The organism is Amycolatopsis roodepoortensis (assembly GCF_024628825.1).
GTDB classification, from domain to species: Bacteria; Actinomycetota; Actinomycetes; order Mycobacteriales; family Pseudonocardiaceae; genus Amycolatopsis; species Amycolatopsis roodepoortensis.
The window spans coordinates 4985542-5006868 of the sequence record NZ_CP102415.1 but is presented as its reverse complement, the minus strand read 5'-3'; the positions used below and the strand labels follow the sequence as shown (position 1 = coordinate 5006868).

General features: G+C 68.4%; 20 protein-coding genes. 10 read left to right on the top strand and 10 right to left on the bottom strand.

Features of this window, described 5'->3' with window-relative positions:
- Positions 1-133: 133 nt before the first annotated feature.
- The 4 genes from pstS to pstB all read left to right on the top strand — a co-directional run bounded on the left by pstS (position 134) and on the right by pstB (position 4083).
- On the top strand, positions 134-1258 hold the full coding sequence (pstS, locus tag NQK81_RS23790) for a phosphate ABC transporter substrate-binding protein PstS (RefSeq protein WP_126736206.1): 1125 nt from the start codon (positions 134-136) through the stop codon (positions 1256-1258).
- Positions 1259-1458: 200 nt separating this feature from the next.
- Positions 1459-2376, top strand: coding sequence for a phosphate ABC transporter permease subunit PstC (gene pstC / locus NQK81_RS23785; protein ID WP_126736300.1), 918 nt, complete (start codon positions 1459-1461; stop codon positions 2374-2376).
- A gap of 2 nt (positions 2377-2378) precedes the next feature.
- A complete protein-coding gene (pstA, locus tag NQK81_RS23780) occupies positions 2379-3296 on the top strand; it encodes a phosphate ABC transporter permease PstA (protein WP_126736205.1) in 918 nt (305 codons plus the stop codon).
- Between the two features lie 10 nt (positions 3297-3306).
- Positions 3307-4083 carry a phosphate ABC transporter ATP-binding protein PstB gene (gene pstB / locus NQK81_RS23775; protein ID WP_005152681.1) on the top strand — a complete coding sequence of 259 codons (777 nt, stop codon included), beginning with the start codon at positions 3307-3309 and terminating at the stop codon, positions 4081-4083.
- Between the two features lie 691 nt (positions 4084-4774).
- Here pstB and phoU read toward each other — a convergent pair.
- From phoU to NQK81_RS23735, 8 genes are all read right to left on the bottom strand, one after another.
- Positions 4775-5437 carry a phosphate signaling complex protein PhoU gene (gene phoU / locus NQK81_RS23770; RefSeq protein ID WP_016337999.1) on the bottom strand — a complete coding sequence of 221 codons (663 nt, stop codon included), beginning with the start codon at positions 5435-5437 and terminating at the stop codon, positions 4775-4777.
- Between the two features lie 80 nt (positions 5438-5517).
- A complete protein-coding gene (locus tag NQK81_RS23765; RefSeq protein WP_257489826.1) occupies positions 5518-6912 on the bottom strand; it encodes an LCP family protein in 1395 nt (464 codons plus the stop codon).
- 799 nt (positions 6913-7711) lie between these two features.
- Positions 7712-8440 (bottom strand): GGDEF domain-containing protein, encoded by a 729-nt coding sequence (locus NQK81_RS23760; protein ID WP_126737525.1) that lies wholly within the window; start codon positions 8438-8440, stop codon positions 7712-7714.
- Between the two features lie 65 nt (positions 8441-8505).
- The gene (gene idi, locus NQK81_RS23755) at positions 8506-9117 is read right to left on the bottom strand and encodes an isopentenyl-diphosphate Delta-isomerase (protein ID WP_126737526.1); all 612 of its coding nucleotides are present in this window, start codon (positions 9115-9117) and stop codon (positions 8506-8508) included.
- Positions 9118-9175: 58 nt separating this feature from the next.
- The gene (locus tag NQK81_RS23750) at positions 9176-10009 is read right to left on the bottom strand and encodes an alpha/beta fold hydrolase (protein ID WP_257483315.1); all 834 of its coding nucleotides are present in this window, start codon (positions 10007-10009) and stop codon (positions 9176-9178) included.
- 22 nt (positions 10010-10031) lie between these two features.
- A complete protein-coding gene (gene dusB / locus NQK81_RS23745; protein WP_257483314.1) occupies positions 10032-11177 on the bottom strand; it encodes a tRNA dihydrouridine synthase DusB in 1146 nt (381 codons plus the stop codon).
- Positions 11178-11222: 45 nt separating this feature from the next.
- Entirely contained in the window at positions 11223-11492 is a 270-nt protein-coding gene (locus tag NQK81_RS23740; protein WP_257483313.1) for a hypothetical protein, read from the bottom strand.
- Positions 11493-11596: 104 nt separating this feature from the next.
- A complete protein-coding gene (locus NQK81_RS23735; RefSeq protein WP_257483312.1) occupies positions 11597-11812 on the bottom strand; it encodes a hypothetical protein in 216 nt (71 codons plus the stop codon).
- A gap of 212 nt (positions 11813-12024) precedes the next feature.
- Here NQK81_RS23735 and NQK81_RS23730 point away from each other — a divergent pair, with 212 nt between their 5' ends.
- Complete coding sequence (locus NQK81_RS23730) at positions 12025-14016, top strand: DUF2339 domain-containing protein (protein WP_371878807.1); 1992 nt, start codon at positions 12025-12027, stop codon at positions 14014-14016.
- 43 nt (positions 14017-14059) lie between these two features.
- Complete coding sequence (locus tag NQK81_RS23725; RefSeq protein WP_126737533.1) at positions 14060-14461, top strand: TIGR03667 family PPOX class F420-dependent oxidoreductase; 402 nt, start codon at positions 14060-14062, stop codon at positions 14459-14461.
- Here NQK81_RS23725 and NQK81_RS23720 read toward each other — a convergent pair.
- Positions 14458-15009, bottom strand: a complete 552-nt coding sequence (locus NQK81_RS23720) for a superoxide dismutase family protein (RefSeq protein WP_126737534.1) — start codon at positions 15007-15009, stop codon at positions 14458-14460. The genes NQK81_RS23725 and NQK81_RS23720 overlap by 4 nt on opposite strands.
- Positions 15010-15092: 83 nt before the next feature.
- On the opposite strand from NQK81_RS23720, the gene NQK81_RS23715 reads away from it, so the two are divergent.
- Positions 15093-16055 carry a DMT family transporter gene (locus tag NQK81_RS23715; protein WP_126737535.1) on the top strand — a complete coding sequence of 321 codons (963 nt, stop codon included), beginning with the start codon at positions 15093-15095 and terminating at the stop codon, positions 16053-16055.
- Positions 16000-16464: a DUF6328 family protein gene (locus NQK81_RS23710; RefSeq protein ID WP_126737536.1), complete on the top strand. Its 465-nt coding sequence runs from the start codon at positions 16000-16002 to the stop codon at positions 16462-16464. Before NQK81_RS23715 ends, NQK81_RS23710 begins: the two co-directional genes overlap by 56 nt.
- On the opposite strand, the gene NQK81_RS23705 is transcribed toward NQK81_RS23710, so the two are convergent.
- Positions 16465-16992: a hypothetical protein gene (locus NQK81_RS23705; RefSeq protein WP_257483309.1), complete on the bottom strand. Its 528-nt coding sequence runs from the start codon at positions 16990-16992 to the stop codon at positions 16465-16467.
- A 78-nt stretch (positions 16993-17070) separates the two neighbouring features.
- Here NQK81_RS23705 and NQK81_RS23700 point away from each other — a divergent pair, with 78 nt between their 5' ends.
- Together NQK81_RS23700 and helR are read left to right on the top strand one after the other, a co-directional pair.
- Positions 17071-18885: a LamG-like jellyroll fold domain-containing protein gene (locus NQK81_RS23700; RefSeq protein WP_257483308.1), complete on the top strand. Its 1815-nt coding sequence runs from the start codon at positions 17071-17073 to the stop codon at positions 18883-18885.
- A gap of 172 nt (positions 18886-19057) precedes the next feature.
- Positions 19058-21262 (top strand): RNA polymerase recycling motor ATPase HelR, encoded by a 2205-nt coding sequence (helR, locus tag NQK81_RS23695; protein WP_306855991.1) that lies wholly within the window; start codon positions 19058-19060, stop codon positions 21260-21262.
- Positions 21263-21327 lie beyond the last annotated feature (65 nt).

Genomic DNA, 21327 nt, shown 5'->3' with positions numbered 1-21327 from the left:
CATCGGCTGCCTTGTTCACCTGTCGTTCACCCTTAGACGGCCGCCTGTCCACTGTCGGTGCTTAGTGTCCGGGTCCGGAAGGAACGCTCCCGTTCCACCGATCCGGCGAAAGTCTCCCAGTGGAGGAAATGCAGTGAAGATCATGCGGCCCGCGGGCGCGATCGGCATCGTGGCCACCGCCGCCCTCGTGCTCGGCGCCTGTGGATCCGACCCGGCGGCGACCAAGCCCGGCAGCACCGGTGCCGCCGCCGCCCCCAGCGGCGCGGCGAACGTCGAATGCGGTGGCAAGAGCCCGCTTTCGGCCGAGGGCTCGTCCGCGCAGAAGAACGCGATCGACATCTTCGTGCAGGCTTACGCCGCCAAGTGCTCCGGCCAGAAGGTGAACTACAACCCGAGCGGTTCGGGCGCCGGCATCAAGCAGTTCAACGCGAACCAGGTCGACTTCGCCGGCTCGGACTCGCCCCTCAAGGACGAAGAGGCCGAGAAGGCCAAGGCCCGCTGCGCCTCCGACGCGTGGAACCTCCCGCTCGTCGTCGGCCCGGTCGCCGTCGCCTACAAGCTCGCCGGGGTCGACAAGCTGACCCTGACCCCCGAGGTCACCGCCAAGATCTTCAACGGTGGCATCACCAAGTGGAACGACCCGGCCATCAAGGCGGTCAAGGGCAACGAGAGCCTGAACCTGCCGGACAAGGCCATCCAGGTCATCTCCCGCACCGACGAGTCGGGCACCACCGACAACTTCCAGAAGTACCTGAAGGTCGCGTCCAAGGGCGCCTGGACCCAGGGTGACGGCAAGAAGTTCAACGGCGGTGTCGGCAACGGCGCGGAGAAGTCCAACGGTGTCGCCAACGCCGTGAAGTCCGCCGACGGCGCGATCACCTACGTCGAGTCCGCGTTCGCGAAGGACGGCATCAGCACCGCCCTCATCGACAGCGGCTCCGGCGGTGTCGAGCTCAACGCGGCGAACGTCGCCAAGTCCCTCGACGCGGCGAAGTTCAAGAAGGAGGGCACGAACGACCTGGCCCTCGACCTGGACTCGATCTACTCCAGCAACGTGCCCGGCGCGTACCCGGTCATCCTGGCCACCTACGAGATCGTGTGCTCCAAGTACGCGGACCCCGAGGTCGCCAAGGCCGTCAAGGCGTTCCTGAACGTCGCCGCCACCGACGGGCAGAAGCCGCTCTCGGAAAAGGGCTACGTGCCGATCCCGCAGAGCCTGCAGGACAAGGTCCTGACCGCCGTCAAGGCCATCGCCTGATCCTTCCGGTTGAGCGGTAAAGACAGGCTGGACAGAAGTAGTCGATGAGCGATTCATCTTCGCCCAGAACGCCCACCGGCGACCCCGGTGGGCGTTCTGGCGTCCGCGAGACCTTCACGGAGGACCCGATTTCGGAGCAATCTGCCGCGTCACCGCCCGAGCAGTCCTCGGTGCGCCTCGCGAGCCCCAATTCCAGGACGGTGCGACCCGGTGACCGCATCTTCCAGATCCTGACCACCGGAGCCGGCGTCTTCGTCGTCTCGCTGATCGGCCTGATCGGGTTGTTCCTGCTGGTGCAGGCCATTCCGGCGCTCCAGGCCGACAACGTGAACTTCCTGACCAGCCAGGTCTGGCAGACCGATCCGGACGACATGCGGTTCGGCATCATGGGCCTGCTGCTGGTCACGGTGTACTCGTCCCTGCTGGCGCTGATCATCGCGATGCCGATCTCGCTCGGGATCGCGCTGTTCCTCACCCAGTACGCGCCGAAGCGGCTGGCGCGGCCGTTCGCGTACGTCATCGACCTGCTCGCCGCGGTCCCCTCGATCATCTACGGCCTCTGGGGCCTGATGGTCTTCGCGCCGGCGATCGAGCCCTTCTCGAAGTGGGTCAACGAGACCTTCTCGTGGATCCCGCTCTTCGCGGCGGGCAACGTGTCGCCGGACATGCGCGGCACCATCTTCACCGCGGGCATCGTGCTCGCCGTGATGATCCTGCCGATCATCACCTCGCTGTCCCGCGAGGTGTTCGAGCGGACGCCGACCCCGCATATCGAAGGCGCGCTGGCGCTGGGCGCCACCCGCTGGGAGGTCATCCGCACCACGGTGCTGCCGTTCGGCAAGGCGGGCTACATCGGCGCTTCGATGCTCGGCCTCGGCCGCGCGCTCGGCGAGACGATCGCGCTCGCGATCATCCTGACCGGCATCGTGGGCCGCGAGTTCACCTGGAGCCTCTTCGACGGCGGCGCGACGTTCGCCTCGAAGATCGCGGCGGACTACGCGGAACTCAACAACGAGATCTCGGCGGGCGCGTACATCGCGGCGGGTCTCGTGCTGTTCCTGCTGACGCTCGTCGTCAACTTCATCGCGCGATCCGTCATCGCCAAGAAGGGGGACTGAGCATGTCCACCACGCTCGAGAAGACCCCCGCCACCACCCCCGCCTTCCAGCAGGTCAGCATGGCGAGGAAGGTCAAGAACGGCCTCGCGACCGCGCTGATCTGGCTGTCGTTCCTGATCGCCGTCGTGCCGCTGGTGTGGCTGCTCGCCACCGTGGTCATCAACGGTGTCAAGCGGATCCCCTACAGCAACTGGTGGACCGAGGACTTCGGCTCGGTGCTGTCGGACGAGGTCGGCGGCGGCGTGGCCCACGCCGTCATCGGCTCGGTGCTGCAGGGCCTGGTCTGCGCGATCATCGCGGTCCCGATCGGCATGCTGGTCGCGATCTACCTGGTCGAATACGGCCGCGGCAAACTCGCGAAGATCACCACGTTCATGGTGGACATCCTCTCCGGTGTCCCCTCGATCGTCGCGGCGCTGTTCATCTACGCCCTGTGGATCACCACGTTCGGCCTTCCGCGCAGCGGTTTCGCCGTCTCGCTGGCCCTGGTGCTGCTGATGATCCCGGTGGTCGTGCGCTCCTCGGAGGAGATGCTGCGGATCGTTCCGGACGACCTGCGCGAGGCCTCCTACGCGCTCGGCGTGCCGAAGTGGAAGACGATCATGAAGATCGTCCTGCCGACCGCGCTGTCCGGCATCATCGGCGGCATCATGATGGCGCTCGCCCGGGTCATGGGCGAGACCGCGCCGCTGCTGGTCCTCGTGGGGTACTCGGCCTACGTGAACTGGGACATCTTCGGTGGCGAGCAGGCCGCTTTGCCGCTTCTGATGAACAACGAACGGGTCAGCAACCCGTTCGACGAAGGTACCGTCGCTTTCGACAGGATCTGGGGTGCGGCACTCACCCTGGTACTGATCATCGCGATCGTGAACCTCCTCGCCATGCTCTTTGCCCGTCTTGTCGCCCCGAAGAAGAAGTGAGCTGTTTGAGATGGCCAAACGAATCGACGTCAAAGACGTGGACATCTACTACGGCAAATTCCACGCCGTGGACGGCGTCACCCTCTCGGTGCCGCCGCGGAACGTCACCGCGTTCATCGGCCCGTCGGGCTGCGGCAAGTCGACCGTCCTGCGCACGCTGAACCGTATGCACGAGGTCATCCCCGGCGCCCGCGTCGAGGGTGAGGTGCTGCTCGACGGCGAGGACATCTACGGCGCCGGGGTCGACCCGGTGCAGGTCCGCCGCACGATCGGCATGGTGTTCCAGCGGCCCAACCCGTTCCCGACGATGTCCATCCGCGACAACGTCGTGGCGGGCCTGCGCCTCGGCGGCACCAAGGGCAAGAAGGAACTCGACGAGGTCGCCGAGCGTGCTCTGCGCGGCGCGAACCTGTGGAACGAGGTCAAGGACCGGCTGAACAAGCCGGGCGGCGGCCTCTCCGGTGGTCAGCAGCAGCGGCTCTGCATCGCGCGGGCGATCGCCGTGCGGCCCGACGTGCTGCTGATGGACGAGCCGTGCTCCGCGCTCGACCCGATCTCGACCCTCGCCATCGAGGACCTGATCGGTGAGCTCAAAAAGGAGTACACGATCGTCATCGTGACGCACAACATGCAGCAGGCGGCGCGGGTCTCGGACCAGACCGCGTTCTTCAACCTGGCGGGCGTCGGCCAGCCGGGTCGCCTGGTGGAGCTGAACGACACCGAGAAGATCTTCTCGAACCCGGACGAGAAGGCGACCGAGGACTACATCTCGGGCCGCTTCGGCTGAGTCTCCCTTTTTTGCGCGTGAAGGCCCCCTTCCCTCGGCTGAGCCGAGGGAAGGGGGCCTTCACGCGCTTGGGGTCTGCCGCCGGCGGCGGGTTCGCTCGCGTGACCGGGCGGCCGCCACACGTGTCTGGCCGGCCGCCACACGTGACTGCCTGGACGACACACGTGATCAGACGGACGACACGCGTGACTGGCCGGACGACACGCGTGATTACGCGGCCGACACACGCGACTGGACGACACATGCGACTGGACGACACATGCGACTGGACGACACATGCGACTGGACGACACACGCGACTGGACGACACGCGTGACTGGACGACACAGGTGATTGCGCGGCCGCCACGCGTGCTTGGAGGCCGCCACACGCGTCGGCGAGGCAAGGGCGGCGAGTCGTCCGTCTGGACACGCGTGTCGTCCAATCAGTCACGGGGGACTGCCCGGCAGGTACTCGACAACTGCCCCTCAAGGCCCGGGCGGGACGGCACGTGTCGCCCGGGCATGTCGCGAAAGCCACTTTCGGGACATCAGACGTCCCGAAAGTGGCTTTCGCGACATGTGCGCAGGGGCGGGGACGGGAGCGTGCGCAGGGTCGGGGCGGGAGAAGACGAAAGGGTCCTTCACCGCGTGAGATGCGGTAAAGGACCCTTTCGCTACGCGTCCTATGCGGGGAAAGCCCCCTTCGGCCCCTAGAGCTCGTCGGGTCCGTAGCCGGGCATCTTGCCGGTCACCACGAAGATCATCCGGCGCGCGACCGAGACGGCGTGGTCGGCGAAGCGCTCGTAGAAGCGGCCCAGCAGGGTGACGTCCACGGCCGCGGCGACGCCGTGGTCCCAGTTCCGGTCCATGATGACCGTGAACAGGTGCTTGTGGATCTCGTCGACCTCGTCGTCGTCCGACTCGATCGTGCGGGCGGCCTCGACGTCCTTGGACTTGATGACCTGCTCGACCTGGCGCGCCAGGCTGACGCCGACCTCGCCCATCTTGGCGAAGTCCGCCTTCACCTCTTCGGGGAGCACGGGGTCCGGGTGACGGCGGCGCGCGGCCTTGGCCACGTGCAGCGCCAGATCGCCCATCCGCTCCAGGCTCTCCGCCGCGTGGATCGCGGCGAGGACGGTCCGCAGGTCGGTCGCGACGGGTGCCTGCAGGGCCAGCAGCGCGTACGCCTGCTCCTCGCATTCGGCGCGCGCGTCGTCGACCTTCGCGTCGTCGCTGATCACCTGCTCGGCGAGTCCGAGATCGACCTCGAGCAACGCCCGGGTCGCCCGCTCCATCGCGTCGGCGACCTGGAGCGACATGCTCGCTAGGTTCTCGGCGAGCTGTTCGAGTTCGACATGGTAAGCCTCACGCATGGCCCAACCCTACGGGCAACAGGGTCCAAAAGCCGCATCCCAGAGTGAACCTGACGTGAACCCGGACTAACGAATGCTCCTCAGCCTGAGCTGCTGCTCTTCTTGGCGCCGCCGGACTTGGCGGAGCTGGTCGGAGCGGGCGTTGTGTCGCTCGCGGGCGGCGCCGGCGCCTTCTCCTCCAGCGGGGTGTTGTTGATCAACGCGTCGAAGACGGCCTTCGCCCGGCTCTGCACCAACACCTCGTTGCCGCGCTTGTTCGCCTCTTCGGTGGTGGGCACGGTGAGGAACTTGACCTTGTCCGAACCCATCCCGCGCATCGACTTCGCCAGCGTCATCATCTGGTTGATGCCGATGTTCTCGCCGAAGGTGGCCTTGGCGAACGCGTCGATGAACCCGCTGAGTTTGCCGGTGTCCAGGATGACGTCCTTCGACATCACCGTCTTCAGCAGCGCGCCGAGGAAGGCCTGCTGCCGTTTGATCCGGCCGTAGTCCGACGTCGGGTCGCCCTTGACGTGCCGGGCCCGGACGTAGTTCAGCGCCTGGTCGCCGGAGATCCGGACCTCGCCCGCCTGCGGGATGATCATGCCGAGCGTGGTGTCGTCGACCGGTTTCTCGTTGTACACGGTGACGCCCTGCACGGCGTCGACCATGGATTTGAAGCCGTTGAAGTCGATCCCGACGAAGTGGTTCATCTTCATGCCGGTGATCTGCTGGATGACCTTCGTGACGCACTGCGGGCCGCCGACCGCGTAAGCCGTGTTCAGCTTCGCGATCTTCTGCGCCGGCGCGGACTCTTCCGAGTACGACGACGTCGCCGGGTCCCAGCGCTTGCATTCGGGCCGGTTGATCTCGAGGTCGCGCGGGAAGGACACCATGACGACGCGCTGCCGGTCGGCGGGGACGTGCGCGATCATGACCGTGTCCGAACGGGCGCCCGGGGTGCCGTCGGCGTCGCCGACCCCGTCTTCGGCTGCCGCGCCGTCACGGGTGTCGGAGCCGACCATCAGGAAGTTCTCGTCGCCGGTCTGGCCCGCGGCGTCCTGGATGTCGGCCGAGTCTTCGTCGAGCGAGGCGACGGTGTTGAACTTCGCGTCGAACCAGGTCTGGGCGCCCCAGGCGGAGCCGATGGAGAGGAACACGAGCGCGGCGACCACGGCGGCGGCGATCCGGCCCGCCTTGGCGGTCTGCCTGGTCTTGCGTTCCTTCTTCTCCTGCAGACGGGTCTGCGGAGCCGACTCCTCCGCCGGCGCGGAATCGGTGGTCGTGACCACTCGCTGCAACGCCGTGCGGGTCTGCTCCAGGAGCGCGGCGGGGCGGGCGGCGAATCGTTCGCGGCGCTCGCGTTTCTTGGCCTCTTCGGCTTCGAGTTCGTCGTGCGCGGCGGAGAACCGGGCCAGCGTGTGGTCGATCTTGCGCTTGACGATCGTCGCGTCGTCGATCGCCTCGAGCTCGTCGGTCATCGTGAGCCGGTCCATTTCGGACCTCGGCGGGACCGGCGCCTGCTGCGCCGGCCGCTGCATCGGGCGGCGGGGACGACGCGGGGGCGGCGGGGCCGCGGGCTGCTGCTGAGCGCCCGGATTCACCAACGGCGGACGGCGCTGTGTAGGGGCTTCGGGGCTGGGCGCGGCCTGCGAAGTGCGGCGCGGCTGGCGCGCACGAGGCGGACGCGGAGTCTCGGTGGGCTGCGGGTTCCGCGGCGGTGTCTGTGCCCGTGGCGTGGCGGGTGCGGCCGCGCGAGGCGCGGGCGCCGGGTTCTCGGCGGGAGCCGCCGGACGAGGACGACGCGGTGCGGGCGGCTCCGTCCGAGCGGCGCGCACACCGGGTCTCGGAGGCTCGGGCGCCGGTTCGCTCTGCCGGAGGCGGCGCGGAGCCGGGGCCTCGGCGGTGGGATCGAAGACCGGGCGCTCACCGGTGTGACGTGCGACGACGTCCGAAACGCTGATACCGCCGTGGGTGTCCATCGAGCGGCGTCGAGCCCTGCGGCCGCGCTCACCGGTGCTCCTGTCGGTGTGACTGTGGCGACCGGTCCCCGGGTTGTGGTGCTCGTCGGGCACTCGGTCTCCTTTCACGACTCGTCGAAGCTCTTTCGTTATCGTACGGACACCTCGGGTTCGTGACGACAACCATCCCGGAATTTTCTTCACTCAAGGTACCGAGAAGCGCCGAACGGTCCATGCGATCGGGTGAGCGGTCGTGGTTAAAGCTGCGTTAAAAGGCGTGAAACCACTACACAGAGTGCGACGGCTGCCGGTGTGAGTGGCGGCGAGTGGTGGCCTAGGCGCCCGCGGACTCGGCGGCGTTCAGCGCCTGCGGAATCGTCCGCGACGATTCCGCGTCCTGATAGGCCACTTTGTTTCGCCCGGCCCGTTTCGCCATATACAACAAAGCGTCGGCGCTGCGCAACTGCCGTTCCGGTTCCGCCCCGATATCCGGCTCCGTGCGGCTTTCGTGCGCGAGCCCGACGCTGATCGTCACCGAGAGGCCGGGACGGATCCGGCGCCACGGATGGCGGGCCACCCGGATACGGGCGGTGTCGGCGATGCGCACGGCGCGGGCGGCGTCGACGTCGGGGATGACGAGCGCGAACTCTTCGCCGCCGTAGCGGGCGCAGAACGCTTCGGGTGGGAGCCCTTGCTGCAGGAGGTCGGCCACTTCGCGGAGCACCCGGTCGCCGACCAGATGTCCGAAAGTGTCGTTGACGTCCTTGAACAGGTCCAAGTCCACCAAAGCGATGGCCACACCGGGCGGGCCGCGGTGGTCGACGGCCGGGCCGTGCAGCCACTGATCGAGGTAGCGGCGGTTGTAACTGGACGTCAGGGTGTCCCGCAGGCTGCCTGCCCTGGCGAGGTCCAAAGCGGACTTGAGGTGGTGGTACGCGCGGCGCCAATCACCCTGCGTGGCGAGGACTCGCGCGATCGACTCGTGCAAGGTGAGCAGATCGGTGGTCGGCGCGCCCGATGGGAGCGCGGCCTCGTCGTCGGCTGCCACGCTCACCTCCGCCACGAATTGGTTTTCGTCGTATAGGAGGGATCTCTTGAGGTATGAGTACGGGCCAAAGCGAATATCGCTCAAGAGGACGACGGTTCGGCGCCATTGTCACGCACCGGAGTTCCGTTCTGTAAGGACGAAAAGGGCTCGGCGTCTTTGAGCTGCGAAAACTGATCTTTCGCCCAGTAACTCACGTCAGTCACATCGTCATTCAGCAACAGTGCGTAATCATTCCAGCTCAGCCAGCGCCAGTCGCCGACCTCGTCCGGATGCGGTTCCGGATCTTCGTCGACCCAGGCGACGAACACCGGGCAGAACTCGTTCTCGACCACGCCTTCGAACGGTGGCGTCGAGTAGCGATACGCCGGAAGGACGCACCTGAGCCCGTTCAGCCGGGGCAAACCGAGCTCGAACGCAGCCCTGCGCCGGACGGCCTCCTCGATCGGTTCACCCGGTGCGGGATGGCCGCAGACACTGTTGGTCCACACCCGGGGCCACACCTTCTTGGTGGCGGCACGGCTGGTGATCAGGAGGGCCTGGTCGCTGCTGCGCAGCAGATAGCAGGAGAACGCCAGATGCAGGCGGGTGTGCTCGTGGTGGGCGGCCAGCTTGGGCGCGGTTTCACCGGTCGGCTCGCCGTCCTCGGTGACGTAGACGATGCGTTCGGTGTCCACTTCGGTCATGTTGTTCATCCGCCCCACTGAACCAGTAGGCTCGCTGTAACCGGTACCGCGACCAGAGTTACCCCTGTTAGTGGGACGAAAGGTGCTCCACGAGCAAAGAAGTGACGGCCTCGGGCGCCTCCTCCACCACCCAGTGGGAGACGTCCTCGATCATCTCGAAGCGGTACGGGCCGGTGACCCGGTTCGCGGTGTCGAGCGCGGCCGTCGAGCCGAAGGCGGCGTCCTCGGTGCTCCAGATGTAGAGCGTCGGCACCTCGATCGGGCCGATCTTCCCGCCGGGGCGGCCGGCGCGATACCAGTTGAGCGCGGCGGTCAGCGCGCCCGGTTCGGACAGGCGCCGGACGTACTCGTCGACCTTGCTCGGCGGCAGTTTCCAGTCGAACATGCGGCGCAGCGCGTCGGCGTTGTTCTCGAGCATCCGCCGTTCGGTGACCCGGGTCTGCCGCCATTCGGTCATGTACGCGGACCGGAGATGCTGGTCCTCGTCGGTCTTCATGGCCTCCGCCAGCGCCGCCGGATGCGGCGTCGAAATCACCGCGAGACTGCGGAGCCTGCCGGGATGCGCGTCGGCCGTCCACCACGCGACAGCGCCGCCCCAGTCGTGTCCGATGAGATCGAATTCGTTCCACCCCAAGCGATCCGCGATCGCGATGACGTCACCGACGAGGTCGTCGATCCCGTACTCGGACGCCTGTTCCGGCCGGACGCCCGGGGAGTAACCGCGCTGATCCGGGGCCACCGCGCGATAGCCGAGCACGCCGAGCGTCGCGACCTGGTGCTCCCATTCGACCGCGGCCTCGGGAAAGCCGTGCAGCAGCAGGACGGGGCGGCCGTCTTCGGGGCCGGCCGCGATGGCGTCGAAGGAACCGGCCGCGGTGGGGATGCTCAGCTGCTCGATCACGACGCCGACTTTACGGGGACGGCTATCCGCCCGAATGCATGTCCTCGGCCTCGGGCACGCAGTCGTCGTCCGGGTCGTCGAGCCAGCCATGCGGCAGCGTCACCTTGCCCGGCGAACCCTGCCGCCCGCGCGGCCCGGTGGCGGCGCTGGGGAACGGGGCGTCGTGGTCGAGCTTGGCGATGAGATCGTCGAGTTCGTCCATGCTGGACAGCATCGCGAAACCGCGGCGAAGTTCGGAGCCGACCGGGAAACCCATGAAGTACCAAGCCATGTGCTTGCGGATGTCGCGCATGGCCTTGTCGTGGCCGTCGTGCTCGACGAGCAGTTCCGTGTGGCGGCGCAGCACCTTCGCGACCTCGCCGAGATTCGGCGGCGTCGGCTGCGGGCGCCCGGCGAAGGCCGCTTCGAGCTCGCCGAACAGCCAGGGCCTGCCCAGGCAACCGCGGCCGACCACGACACCGTCGCAACCGGTCTCGTCGACCATGCGCAACGCGTCTTCGGCGGAGAAGATGTCGCCGTTGCCGAGCACCGGAATGCTGGTGACCGCTTCCTTGAGGGCCGCGATCTTCGTCCAGTCGGCCTGGCCGGAGTAGCGCTGCGCGGCGGTGCGCGCGTGCAGGCTGACCGCCGCCGCGCCCTCCGCCTCGGCGATCCGCCCGGCGTCGAGGTACGTGAGGTGGTCGTCGTCGATCCCCACCCGGAACTTGACCGTGAACGGCACACCCGCCTCGGCCGCGGCCTTCGCCGACTCGCGCACGATGTCGGCGAACAGCTTGCGCTTGAACGGCAACGCCGCTCCGCCGCCCTTGCGCGTCACCTTCGCCACCGGGCAGCCGAAGTTGCTGTCGATGTGGTCGGCGAGCCCCTCGCCGGTGATGATGCGGACGGCCTCGGCCATGGTCTTGGGGTCGACCCCGTAAAGCTGCATGGACCTGGGCTTTTCGTTCTCGCCGAAGGTCATCATGTGCATGGTGCCGGGGTGGCGCTCGACCACCGCGCGGGCCGTGATCATCTCGCAGACGTAGATGCCGGCGCCGTACTCCTGGCACAGCTGCCGGAACGCGACGTTGGTGATGCCCGCCATGGGAGCGAGCACGACCGGCGGATCGACCTCGTAGGGGCCGATCTTCAGGCTGGGCTTGCTCAGGGTGGCTGTCACGCCATCCATTGTCGCCTGTGGTGTCTGTCACTCGCAGGTGGGCCGGTCGGAACGTCAGGAAGACTTCGCCAACTGGCTGACACGCTGGAACGACATGCCGAGCACTTCACCGGCTTCGCGTTGTGAAACTCCAAGAGCGAGCAGTTCTTGAACCGCCGCACGGTGTTCGGCGGCCGCTTCGGCCTGCTTGCGTTGAGCCTCTTCGCGCAGGACTTCGGCGCGGGCTTGGTGGTCCTTCACCGAACTCGGCAGGTGCACTTCGAGGTGCAAGTCGTATTCGTCGTTTCCGACGCCGTCCATGATTTCGATGAGTTCGTTGGCCATCGTCACGACGTCCTTGTAGCGGAGAGCCTGGGTCGAGCGGTCGATCTCGCGGACGCGGATCAGCCAGAACCTTCCATCGCGAGTGACTTCGGCGTGGTAGGTCTTCACTTCCTCCACCATCCTTTCCCGAGGACGCCCTCGCATTCCTTGAAAATGTCGACGGCGAAGACCTCGCCCAGTTCGGTATGGCGCGGGATGGGTATCACCACACCGTTCAAGGTGTAGATGGTGTGGTTGGCGCCTTCCCGTTCCAGGATCCACGCCGCGCGTTGCCGCCTGGCGGCGACAGCGATCTTCTTGATGACCTCTCGTCGTCTCACAGCGTATGTCTAGGCAGGGCTAGACGCAAGCGTCAATAGCGCCCTAGACATCTCCTGAGATGGGATGGAAAAGGTCGTCTCGTTGCGACTGTGCAATGCGGCGGATCCGGGCGTTCCGGGTGTGGGCCCGATCCCGATGATCTTGCAGGTCGCGACCACATCGTCATCACGATTGAGTAGTGCTACGGATCCCTCGGGGCTCTTCAGGCCGCATGCTGATCGCCATGACCACCGATGGGGATGTGCTCCTCAGGCTCGCCGGGGAGATCGACGACCTTGGGGCCCGCCTCGCGCGGGTCGGCACGGAGCTGCGGACCGTCCAGTCCGCGGCGGAACCGAAGCACGAAGAGGCGCCTGAGCAGGCCGATCAGTCCGCGCAGGAGACGCCACAGGCCGAGCAAGCGCAGCAGCAGGTGCCTCAGCAAGCCGAGCAGCCCGAGGCCCAGCCGCAGCCCGAGGCCCAGCAGCAGCCCGCACCCCAAGTGCCGCCTCAGGCTCAGCAGCCTCCGCAACCGCAGGTCCCGCAGCAGCCGTACCCCCACCCCCAGTACCAGCACCCGCAGCACGCCCACTACCAGCAGCAATACCAGCAGGCCCAGTACGCGCAGTGGCAGCAACAGCAGCAGTACCGCCAGCAGTATCAGCAGCCCTACCGCCCGTACCAGCCCGCCCCGAAGGTGTCCCTCGCCGAGAAGCTGGGCAAGGAAGGCGCGGGCAGCAGGCTGCTGGCCTGGATCGGCGGCGCGGTCACGTTGCTCGGCATCGTGCTGTTCCTCGTGCTCGCGATCCAGCGCGGCTGGTTCGGCCCGTTGCCGCGGGTGATCGGTGGTGCCGTGCTCGGCGCCGCGCTGGTCGGCATCGGCCTGAGGCTGCACCGCACGCCGGCGGGCCGCACGGGCGCGTTCGCGCTCGCCGCCACCGGTATCGGCGCGCTGTACCTCGACGCCATCGCCGCGACGACGATGTACGAGTACCTCCCGGCCTACGCCGGTCTCGCGCTCGGGCTGCTGATCGCGGTCGGCGGGTTGCTGCTGGCCGTGCGGTGGAAGTCGTCGCTGCTCGCGACGGCCGTCGTGCTCGGTTGCGTGGTCTGCGCGCCGATCATCACGCAGGGTTTCACCGCGCAACTGGTCGCGTTCCTGCTCGTGGTCCAGGTCGCTTCGACGCCGGTGCAGCTGCGCCAGTCGTGGCCGTCGGTCGCGGTCGCGGCGGGGATCCCGCCGCTGGTCGCGTCGGTCTTCAGCACGGCGTTCACCGGACTCGGCGGCAGCACCGCCAACACCGCCGCCGCGCTGGCGGTGGGAGGCGTGGGACTCGCGCTGGCCCTGATCGTCACCGCCAAGCGGCCGGGAGACGCCGCCGCGCTCGTCCTGCTCGCCTTCGCCCCCGCGCCTTCGCTGATCGCCGCCCTGTTCCTGCCGAAGACCCCGGCCGTGGTGGTCACGGCGTCGGTCGCGCTGGTGCTGCTCGCGGTATGGGCCGTCGGCAAGTGGCTCGACGGCTGGACGGGGGAGCTCGCGGGCGCCGCCGGGCTGGTCGCGGCCCTGCAGACGACGATGACGCTGTTCGACGGCAGCGCCCGGTCGGCGATCCTCATCGGCGAAGGGGTCCTGCTGGCGCTGGTCGCGCTGTGGACGAAGAAGCACGTGGCCCTCTTCGGCGGCCTCGGCTTCGCTGTCATCGGCGGCATGATCGCGCTGGTCTTCGACGTCCCGCTCACGCTCTTCTTCCTGATCCGCAACCGTCCGGACGCCGACCTCGCCGCCGCCTTCCTGGTGGCGCTGGCGATCCTGGCCGTCTCGATCACGCTTCCGTGGGTCGCGCACCGGCTCGGGCTCTTCAAGGCCGCGGCGGAGAACGTGGTGCCGTGGCTCTTCGCCGGGGTCTGCGGGCTCTACGGCGCGGGCGCGATGGTGCTGTGCGGCGCGATGCTGGTCGTTCCCGGCCGCTCGGGTTTCCTGGTCGGCCACGTGGTGATCACGGTGTCCTGGACGGTCGCCGCGCTGGTGCTGCTCGTCCGCGGCATCTCCGCGGTCAACCTGCGCGTGATCGGCTTCGTGCTGGTCGGCGCGGCGGTGCTGAAGCTGGTGTTGTTCGACCTCGCCGCGCTGGACGGCCTGGCCAGGGTCGCCGCCTTCCTCATCGCCGGTCTGGTGCTGCTCGGAGCCGGGTCGCGGTACGCGAAACTCGTCGCGTCCCGCTGAGCGGACGAGGAAGAAAAGCCGCGGGGTCGTGGTTGGTCGGTTCATGACCTACCAACCCGACCCACGGCTCGCCGAGCGGGCGAAGGAGAGCGTCGCCTGGCTGACCACGATCAGCCCGAAGGGACGCCCTTCGCCCCGACCGGTGTGGTTCGTCCTCGACGGTGACGACTTCATCGTCTTCAGCCAGCCGGATACGGCGAAGACCCGCCACATCGAGGCCAACCCGGAGGTCAGCCTCCACTTCAACAGCGACGAGCACGGGGGCTCGATCCTGGTGATCGGCGGCAAGGCCGAGATCCTGCCGGACGGTCTCGCGTCGGAGCAGCCTGGCTTCCTCGACAAGTACGAGAAGCACTACCCGGCGATCGACTACGACGTCCCGAAATTCGACCGGGAGTACCGCGTCCGGATCAGGATCCGGCCCGAACGTACCTGGGGCTTCTAGAAACCGACGGTCACGCAGGCCAGCCGGGCCCCCGCGGTCCCGGCGTGGCCCGGGTGGGTGTGGGTATGCGTTTCGTGGATCACGATGGAGTTCGCGCGCCGGTCGGTGAACGTCCAGTCCACTTTGGACACGGCGGCGCCGCGGCCGGTGGCGTCGGTGGTGAGGTCGAGCCAGATCTCGTTGCGGGGGTTGGCGTAGGCCGGGTCCACCGACGGCTTCACCGGGTCTTCGACGTTCTGGTAGTGCGGCCCGGCGAGGTCGCCGGTGGCGCCGCACGGCTTCGTGTGGGCGTGGGCGCCGTATTCGCGGTTGGGCAGCAGGCCGGTCACGAGGATCGCGGTCGAGGTGCCGTGTGCCTTGGACGTCAACCCGAAGACGTGCGCGCGGGCGCCGGGCGGCACCAGTTCGGGTTTGTAGCTCGTGAGACCGCTCTTGGCGGTGATCACGTGGACCCGGGAGCCGGGGACGGCGGTGGCCGGCCCGGCGCCGGCGGTCAGGGCCAGTGCGGCCGCGGACAGGACAAGCGAGAGTGCGGGGACGGGGCGCATGCCCCTTGCCTAGTCCGCACTAATCGGACACGCCAGGGTGGTCACTCGGTCGGGCGATCATTCTCAAACTATGGGCAGGAAATGTGAGTAGCAACCCTCCGGATCGCACTTGGCTGGTCGCGGTCGCCGCCGCTCTTTGGGGCACCGACGGACTTCTGAGGCTTCCGCTCGCCGAAGCCCTCCCGGCGGCCACGGTCGTTTTCTGGGAGCACCTGCTGGTCGTGCTCGTGCTGAGCCCCCTCATCCCCGGCGCCATCCGGGCGCTGCGCCGGACCGGCCCGCGGGAATGGCTGGCGGTGCTCGCCATCGGCGGCGGGTCCTCCGCGCTCGCGACGGCGATGTTCACCGCGGCCTTCAAACTGGGCGACCCCGTGACGCCGTTGGTGCTGCAGAAGCTCCAGCCGGTGTTCGCCGTGCTGGCGGCGTATTTCGTGCTCCGTGAGCGGGTCCGCCCGGGATACGCCTTGTTCGCGATCCCGGCGCTGCTCGGTGCGTGGCTGCTGGCCTTCAAGGATCCGCTGAACATCCAGGTCGCCGCGGCGAAGGCGGCCTTGCTGGCGATCGGCGCCGCCGCGTTGTGGGCGGCGGGCACGGTGCTCGGACGGCTGCTGTCCACCGAGCTGGCGCCGAAGGAGGTCACCACGCTGCGTTTCACGGTCGGGCTGCCGGTCTCGGCGGGGATCGTCGCTTACCAGGGCGGCCAGTTCGCCGTGGGCTGGGACAACGCGCTCGGGCTCGGCCTGCTGGCGCTGGTCCCGGGCCTGCTCGCGTTGAGCCTGTACTACCTGGGCCTGCGGTCGACCCCGGCCGCCAGGGCGACGCTCGCGGAGTTGGCGTTCCCCGTCACGGCGGCCGTTATCGGCGTATTGTGCTTGAACGCCGATTTGTCGGGTACTCAGTGGCTGGGCCTCGCCGTGGTGGTGGTGTCAGTGACTTCGCTCGGCTGGCATGAAAAGGTCAGGCGTCAACCGATGGTCTTGGAGCCGCTGAATGGTCGAGCACACCGGCGAGACGAAGAACGAACGCCTGACCCGCAACGTCAGTGAGCTCCTCCAGGAGCTGCGGGTCGCGCAGGCCGGTGTCCAGATCCTCTTCGGTTTCCTGCTCACGGTGGTGTTCACCGACGAGTTCCACCAGGCGAGCGGGTTCGAGAAATCCGTCCATCTGACGGCGGTCCTGCTCACGGTCTGCTCGACGGTGCTGCTGACGGCGCCCGCCGCGTGGCACCGGCTGCTCTTCCGCACCGGGAACCGTGAGCGGATCCTCACCGTCGGCAACAGGTCCGTCCTGGTCGGGCTCGGCTGCCTCGCGGCCGCCATCACGACGACCGTCGCGCTCATCGCCAAGGTCGTCTTCGGCCCGATCGCGATGACGATCCTCGGCGTGGTGACGGCGGTGCTGTTCGTCGTCATGTGGTTCGTGGTGCCGAAGAAGATCGACCGCAACGGCGACTGATCACCGTCCCGCGCGCACCGGGGTGCTTTCGGGCAGGCCGAAGGCGGCGGCCGACACGTTCCGAGGGTCGTCCGGGCTCGCGCCGTCGAGCACCCGGCGGGCGCCGACCCACGAGAACATCTCCTTGACCGAAGGCGAGTAGCCCGCCCCGTCCACCGCGACCTTCCGGTCGAGCACCCGGTACCCGCCGGGGGTGCGTTCGACGCGATAGACCATCGGCTGACGGCGGAATCCGCCGCGCGTGACCAGCCCGTCGCCTTCCTTTTCGACCTCGTCGCAGCTCGCGACCAGGCCGATCTTGACCCGTTCGCCGTCCGGCCGGGTCTCGATCACCTTCTGCGTGCATACCCAGCGGATTCCCGCCTCCCGGGCGCCGGCGAGCGAGCGCAGATGTTCGTCGATCGGCGGCAGCGCCTCACGCGCGACGGCGTCGTCCACCGACGGCATCTCGTCCACGATCCACCAGCCTGCCGCGGCCACCACCACACCGACCCCGGCGAGCACGGGCCAGCGTTTGACGTTCCCCATGGCACGAAGCTACCGAGCGGGGCAAGTGTTCATCCGCGGTTGGAGGACGCGTTGCCTCCGCGACCGTAGGTTGCGGCCGTGAACGACTCATCCAGACGGACCTTCCTGCGCGGCGCGGGCCTGCTCGGCGCCGGTGCGGCGGTCTCCGCGTTACCCGCGCTAGGTGCTCCCGCCGCTTCGGCGACCTTCGGCCATCACGGCCCGGACTTCGAAGACGGCCGCTTCACCCTCGCGGTGCTGCCCGACACCCAGTACCTCTTCGACGCCGACCGTGGTGACCCCGCGCCGTTGGACGCCACCCTGCGGTACGTCACCGGTGGCGACGAGAACATCGTCTTCCTGGCGCATCTCGGCGACCTCACCGAGAACGGGCAGCCCGGCGAGTTCGAGCAGATCAGCCGCTCGTTCCAGCACCTGGACCGGCGCCGGTTCCCGTACAGCACGCTGGCGGGCAACCACGACATCAAGTCCTCCACCGACGACCAGCGCGGCCGCACGCCGTACCTGGACGCGTTCGGGCCGCACCGGCAGCGTGGTTCGCGGACCTTCCGCGGCGCGAGCCCGGACGGCTACAACAGCCACCACGTCTTCCGCGCGGGCGGCCGCGAGTGGCTGCTGCTCGCGCTCGACTGGCGGCCGTCGGCGGGCGGGCTGGAGTGGGCGCGGTCGGTGCTCGCGCGGAATCCGCGGCTCCCGGCCATTCTGACCATCCATGAATTGGTATGGGCCGACGACGCGGGACAGGCACAGTTCTCGGAATTCGGGCAGAAGGTGTGGGACGAGCTGATCGACGGGAACGATCAGATCTTCCTCACCCTCAACGGGCACTACTGGCCGCCGGGCCGCACGGTGAAGCGGAACAAGGCGGGCCACGACGTCCATCTGCACATCACGAACTACCAGGACCGCTACTACGGCGGCAGCGCGATGATCCGGCTCTACCGGTTCGACCTCGCGCGCAACGTGATCGACGTCCGCACCGTCTCGCCGTGGCTGGCGGACCAGGCGCCACGGCTGAACGAGCTGCAACGGCAGGAGATCGAACGGACCGGCCCGGCCGACTACTTCAGCCTGGAGATCGACTTCGAGTCGAGGTTCGCCGGGTTCGCGCCGGTCCCGGTCCCGCCCGCGCGGCCCGCCGAACGGCAGCTGGTCCGCGGGACCGTGGCCTACTGGCGATTCGAGGGCCGGGAGGGCGTCCCCGTGGATGGGGTGCGTGACCTTTCGGGGCGCGGCAACGACCTGGTCCGCGTGACCCTGCCCGGCAGCGCGCCCGAGGCGCTGCGGTTCTCCGGCGAGTTCTCCGGACGGCAGCCGTCGAGGTCGAGCCTCCGGTTCGACGGCGGCAAGAAACCGGCTCGCGGCGGCTATCTGCGCACGGCGGACTCCGCGCCGATGAACGCGGAGACGTTCGCGCGCGGCTACACCGTCGAGGCGTTCGTCAAACTGCCGGCGGATTTCAAGGACGGCAAGCACGCCTGGGCCGCGATCTTCGGCAGGCAGGGCTCCGGCGGCAAGGCGGGCAAGACCGGCGACGATCCCGGCGAGCCTTCGGCCACACTGTCCCTTTCGGACGGTGCGGCGTTCCAGTGGGCGGTGTTCCCGGTGAACCAGAACGGGATCTCCACCTGCTGGGGGCACGAGCTGAAGCTGGAGGAGTGGATCCACGTCGCCGCGGTCAACGACGGCAGGCGGACGACGCTCTACGTCGACGGCTGCCCGGTGCTGCGGAATCCGAAGACGCCGGCCGCGGGGATCGCGAACCCCGGCGGCTCGTGGCTGATCGGCGCCTACGCCTACGACTCGATCGTCGAGCAGGCGTTCCACGGCTGGCTCGGCGACGTCCGGGTGGTGGGGCGCGCGCTGGACCCCCGCGAGTTCATGCTCGGCTGAGCGGATTGTGCGCGGTAATGGCGGATGTTCGTCCCCATTATCGCGCACGATCGTTCACCCGGGAATGCCGGGTCCCTCTTGACAAGCGGTGGACAATAAAAAATCGGCGCCTGATCAAAATCACTGATCAGTACGCCGAATGTGTTGTCAGTCTAACCGCTGTGAGGGGAACTTGTCAAATCAGGGGTACGACGAGGAATTGCGATCCGAACGGCAGTATGTCGCGTCGCTCTACCGGCGGCTGGACGCCGAACGCGCGCGGGTCAAGGAGGCGTATGCCGGTGCGCTGCGGGGAGAAGGCTTCGCGCTTTCCGACCGTGAGGTGTCGGTCGGTGCCAAGGCGCGCGAGATGGCGAGGCTGAAGATCGCCGACGAAGGTCTTTGTTTCGGCCGGTTGGACGCCCTTTCGGGAGAACGGTCGTACGTCGGCAGGATCGGCCTTTTCGACGAAGAGAACGACTACGAACCTTTGGTGCTCGATTGGCGGGCGCCGGCGTCGCGCGCGTTTTACTGCGCGACGGGCGCGTCCCCGGAAGGAATGGCGCGGCGCCGTCAATTCCGCACCCTCGGCCGCGACGTCCGCGACTTCGCCGACGAGGTCTTCGGCCGCCCGGAATCGGCGGGGGAACGCGGCGACGCGGCGCTGCTGGCCGCGGTCAACGCGCCGCGCGGCGAGGGGATGCGGGACATCGTCGCGACGATCCAGGCAGAACAGGACGAGATCATCCGGCTGGCGCACCCGGGCGTCGTCGTCGTGGAGGGCGGTCCGGGCACGGGGAAGACGGCGGTGGCGCTGCATCGGGTGGCGTACCTGCTGTACACGAAACGCGAGCGCATGGAACGGCGCGGCGTGCTCGTGGTCGGGCCGAGCAGCGGATTCCTCGACCACATCGGCCGTGTCCTGCCGTCGCTCGGCGAGACCAGCGTGGTCTTCGCGACGCCGGGTGACCTCGTCGCCGGTTTGCGCACCGAACGCGAGGATCCGCCGCCGGTACAGCGGCTCAAGGGCTCGCTGGCGATCCTGGACGTGGTCTCGGCGGCGGTGGCCGACCGGCAGGAGCTGCCCGCCGAGGCGGAACCGATCGAGCTCGACGACGTCACCGTGCCGCTGGACGCCGAGGTCGCGGTCGCGGCGCGCGAGCTGGCCAGGGAAAGCGGCCTGCTGCATAACGAGGCGAAGGCCGTCTTCGAGCAGGAGGTGATCACCGCGCTCGCCACCCGCGCGGTCGACCGGCTCGGCGCGGGGTGGCTGCCGTCGGACGACGAGCACACGCGCCCGGAGATGCTGAAGAACGCCCGGCGTGATCTCGAAGCCAGCGAGCAGCTCCGCGCGGTGCTCGACCGCCTTTGGCCGTCGCTGACGCCGCAGCGGCTGCTCGCGGACCTCTACGCCTCGCCGGAGCGGTTGCGGGCGGCCGGCGCCGATCCGGCGCTGTTCCGCGAGGACGCGGACGCGTGGACGGTCTCCGATGTGCCGTTGCTGGACGAGGCCGTCGAACTGCTCGGCCGCGACCGCACGGCCGAGCGCCGGGCGGAGGAACGGCAGCGGCGGGTACGGAGGGAGTACGCCGAGCGGGTGCTGGAGATCGTCGAGGTCGAGGAGGACCACGACGACTACGAGTTCGCGCTGCGGCCGACGGACGTGCTGATGGCCGAGGAACTGGCCGACCGGTTCGCCGAGCGCGACGAGCGGGATCTGGCCGAACGCGCCGCCGCCGACCGGGAATGGACCTACGGTCACGTCGTGGTCGACGAGGCGCAGGAACTGTCCGAAATGGACTGGCGGGTGCTGATGCGGCGCTGTCCCAGCCGGTCGTTCACCGTCGTCGGGGATCTCGCGCAGCGGCGGTCGCCGTCGGGTGCCCGGTCCTGGGACTCGATGCTCTCGCGGTACGTCGCCGATCGCTGGGTGTACCGGAAGCTGACCGTCAACTACCGGACGCCGTCGGAGATCATGGCGGTGGCGGCTTCGCTGCTGGCGAGTTTCGCGCCGGGCGCCGTTCCGCCGGAATCCGTGCGTTCGTGCGGGGTCCGGCCGTGGGCGCGCCGAGTGTCCGAAGTGGACATCCAGGAGGCCATCGCCGAGTTCGTCCGCGAGGAATCGGGTCGCGAGGGGACGTCGGTCGTCATCGGACCGCCGGGAGCGCCCGGCGCGATCGCGCCCGCCGCGACCAAGGGGCTGGAGTACGACGCCGTCCTGGTGGTGGAACCGGAGCGGATCCTCGCGGACGGCCCGAGCGGCGAGGCGGAACTGTACGTCGCGCTGACGCGGGCGACGCAGCGGCTCGGGGTCCTGTACCGCGGGACGCTGCCGAAAGTCCTCCGCGGTCTCGATTCCGGGCGGCGGACTCCCGACGCGTTCCTGCGCTGCGTCTGATCGCTCCCGCGAGCGCCATGAAAGGTCCCTTCCTCGCGCAATCTGCGAGGAAGGGACCTTTCATG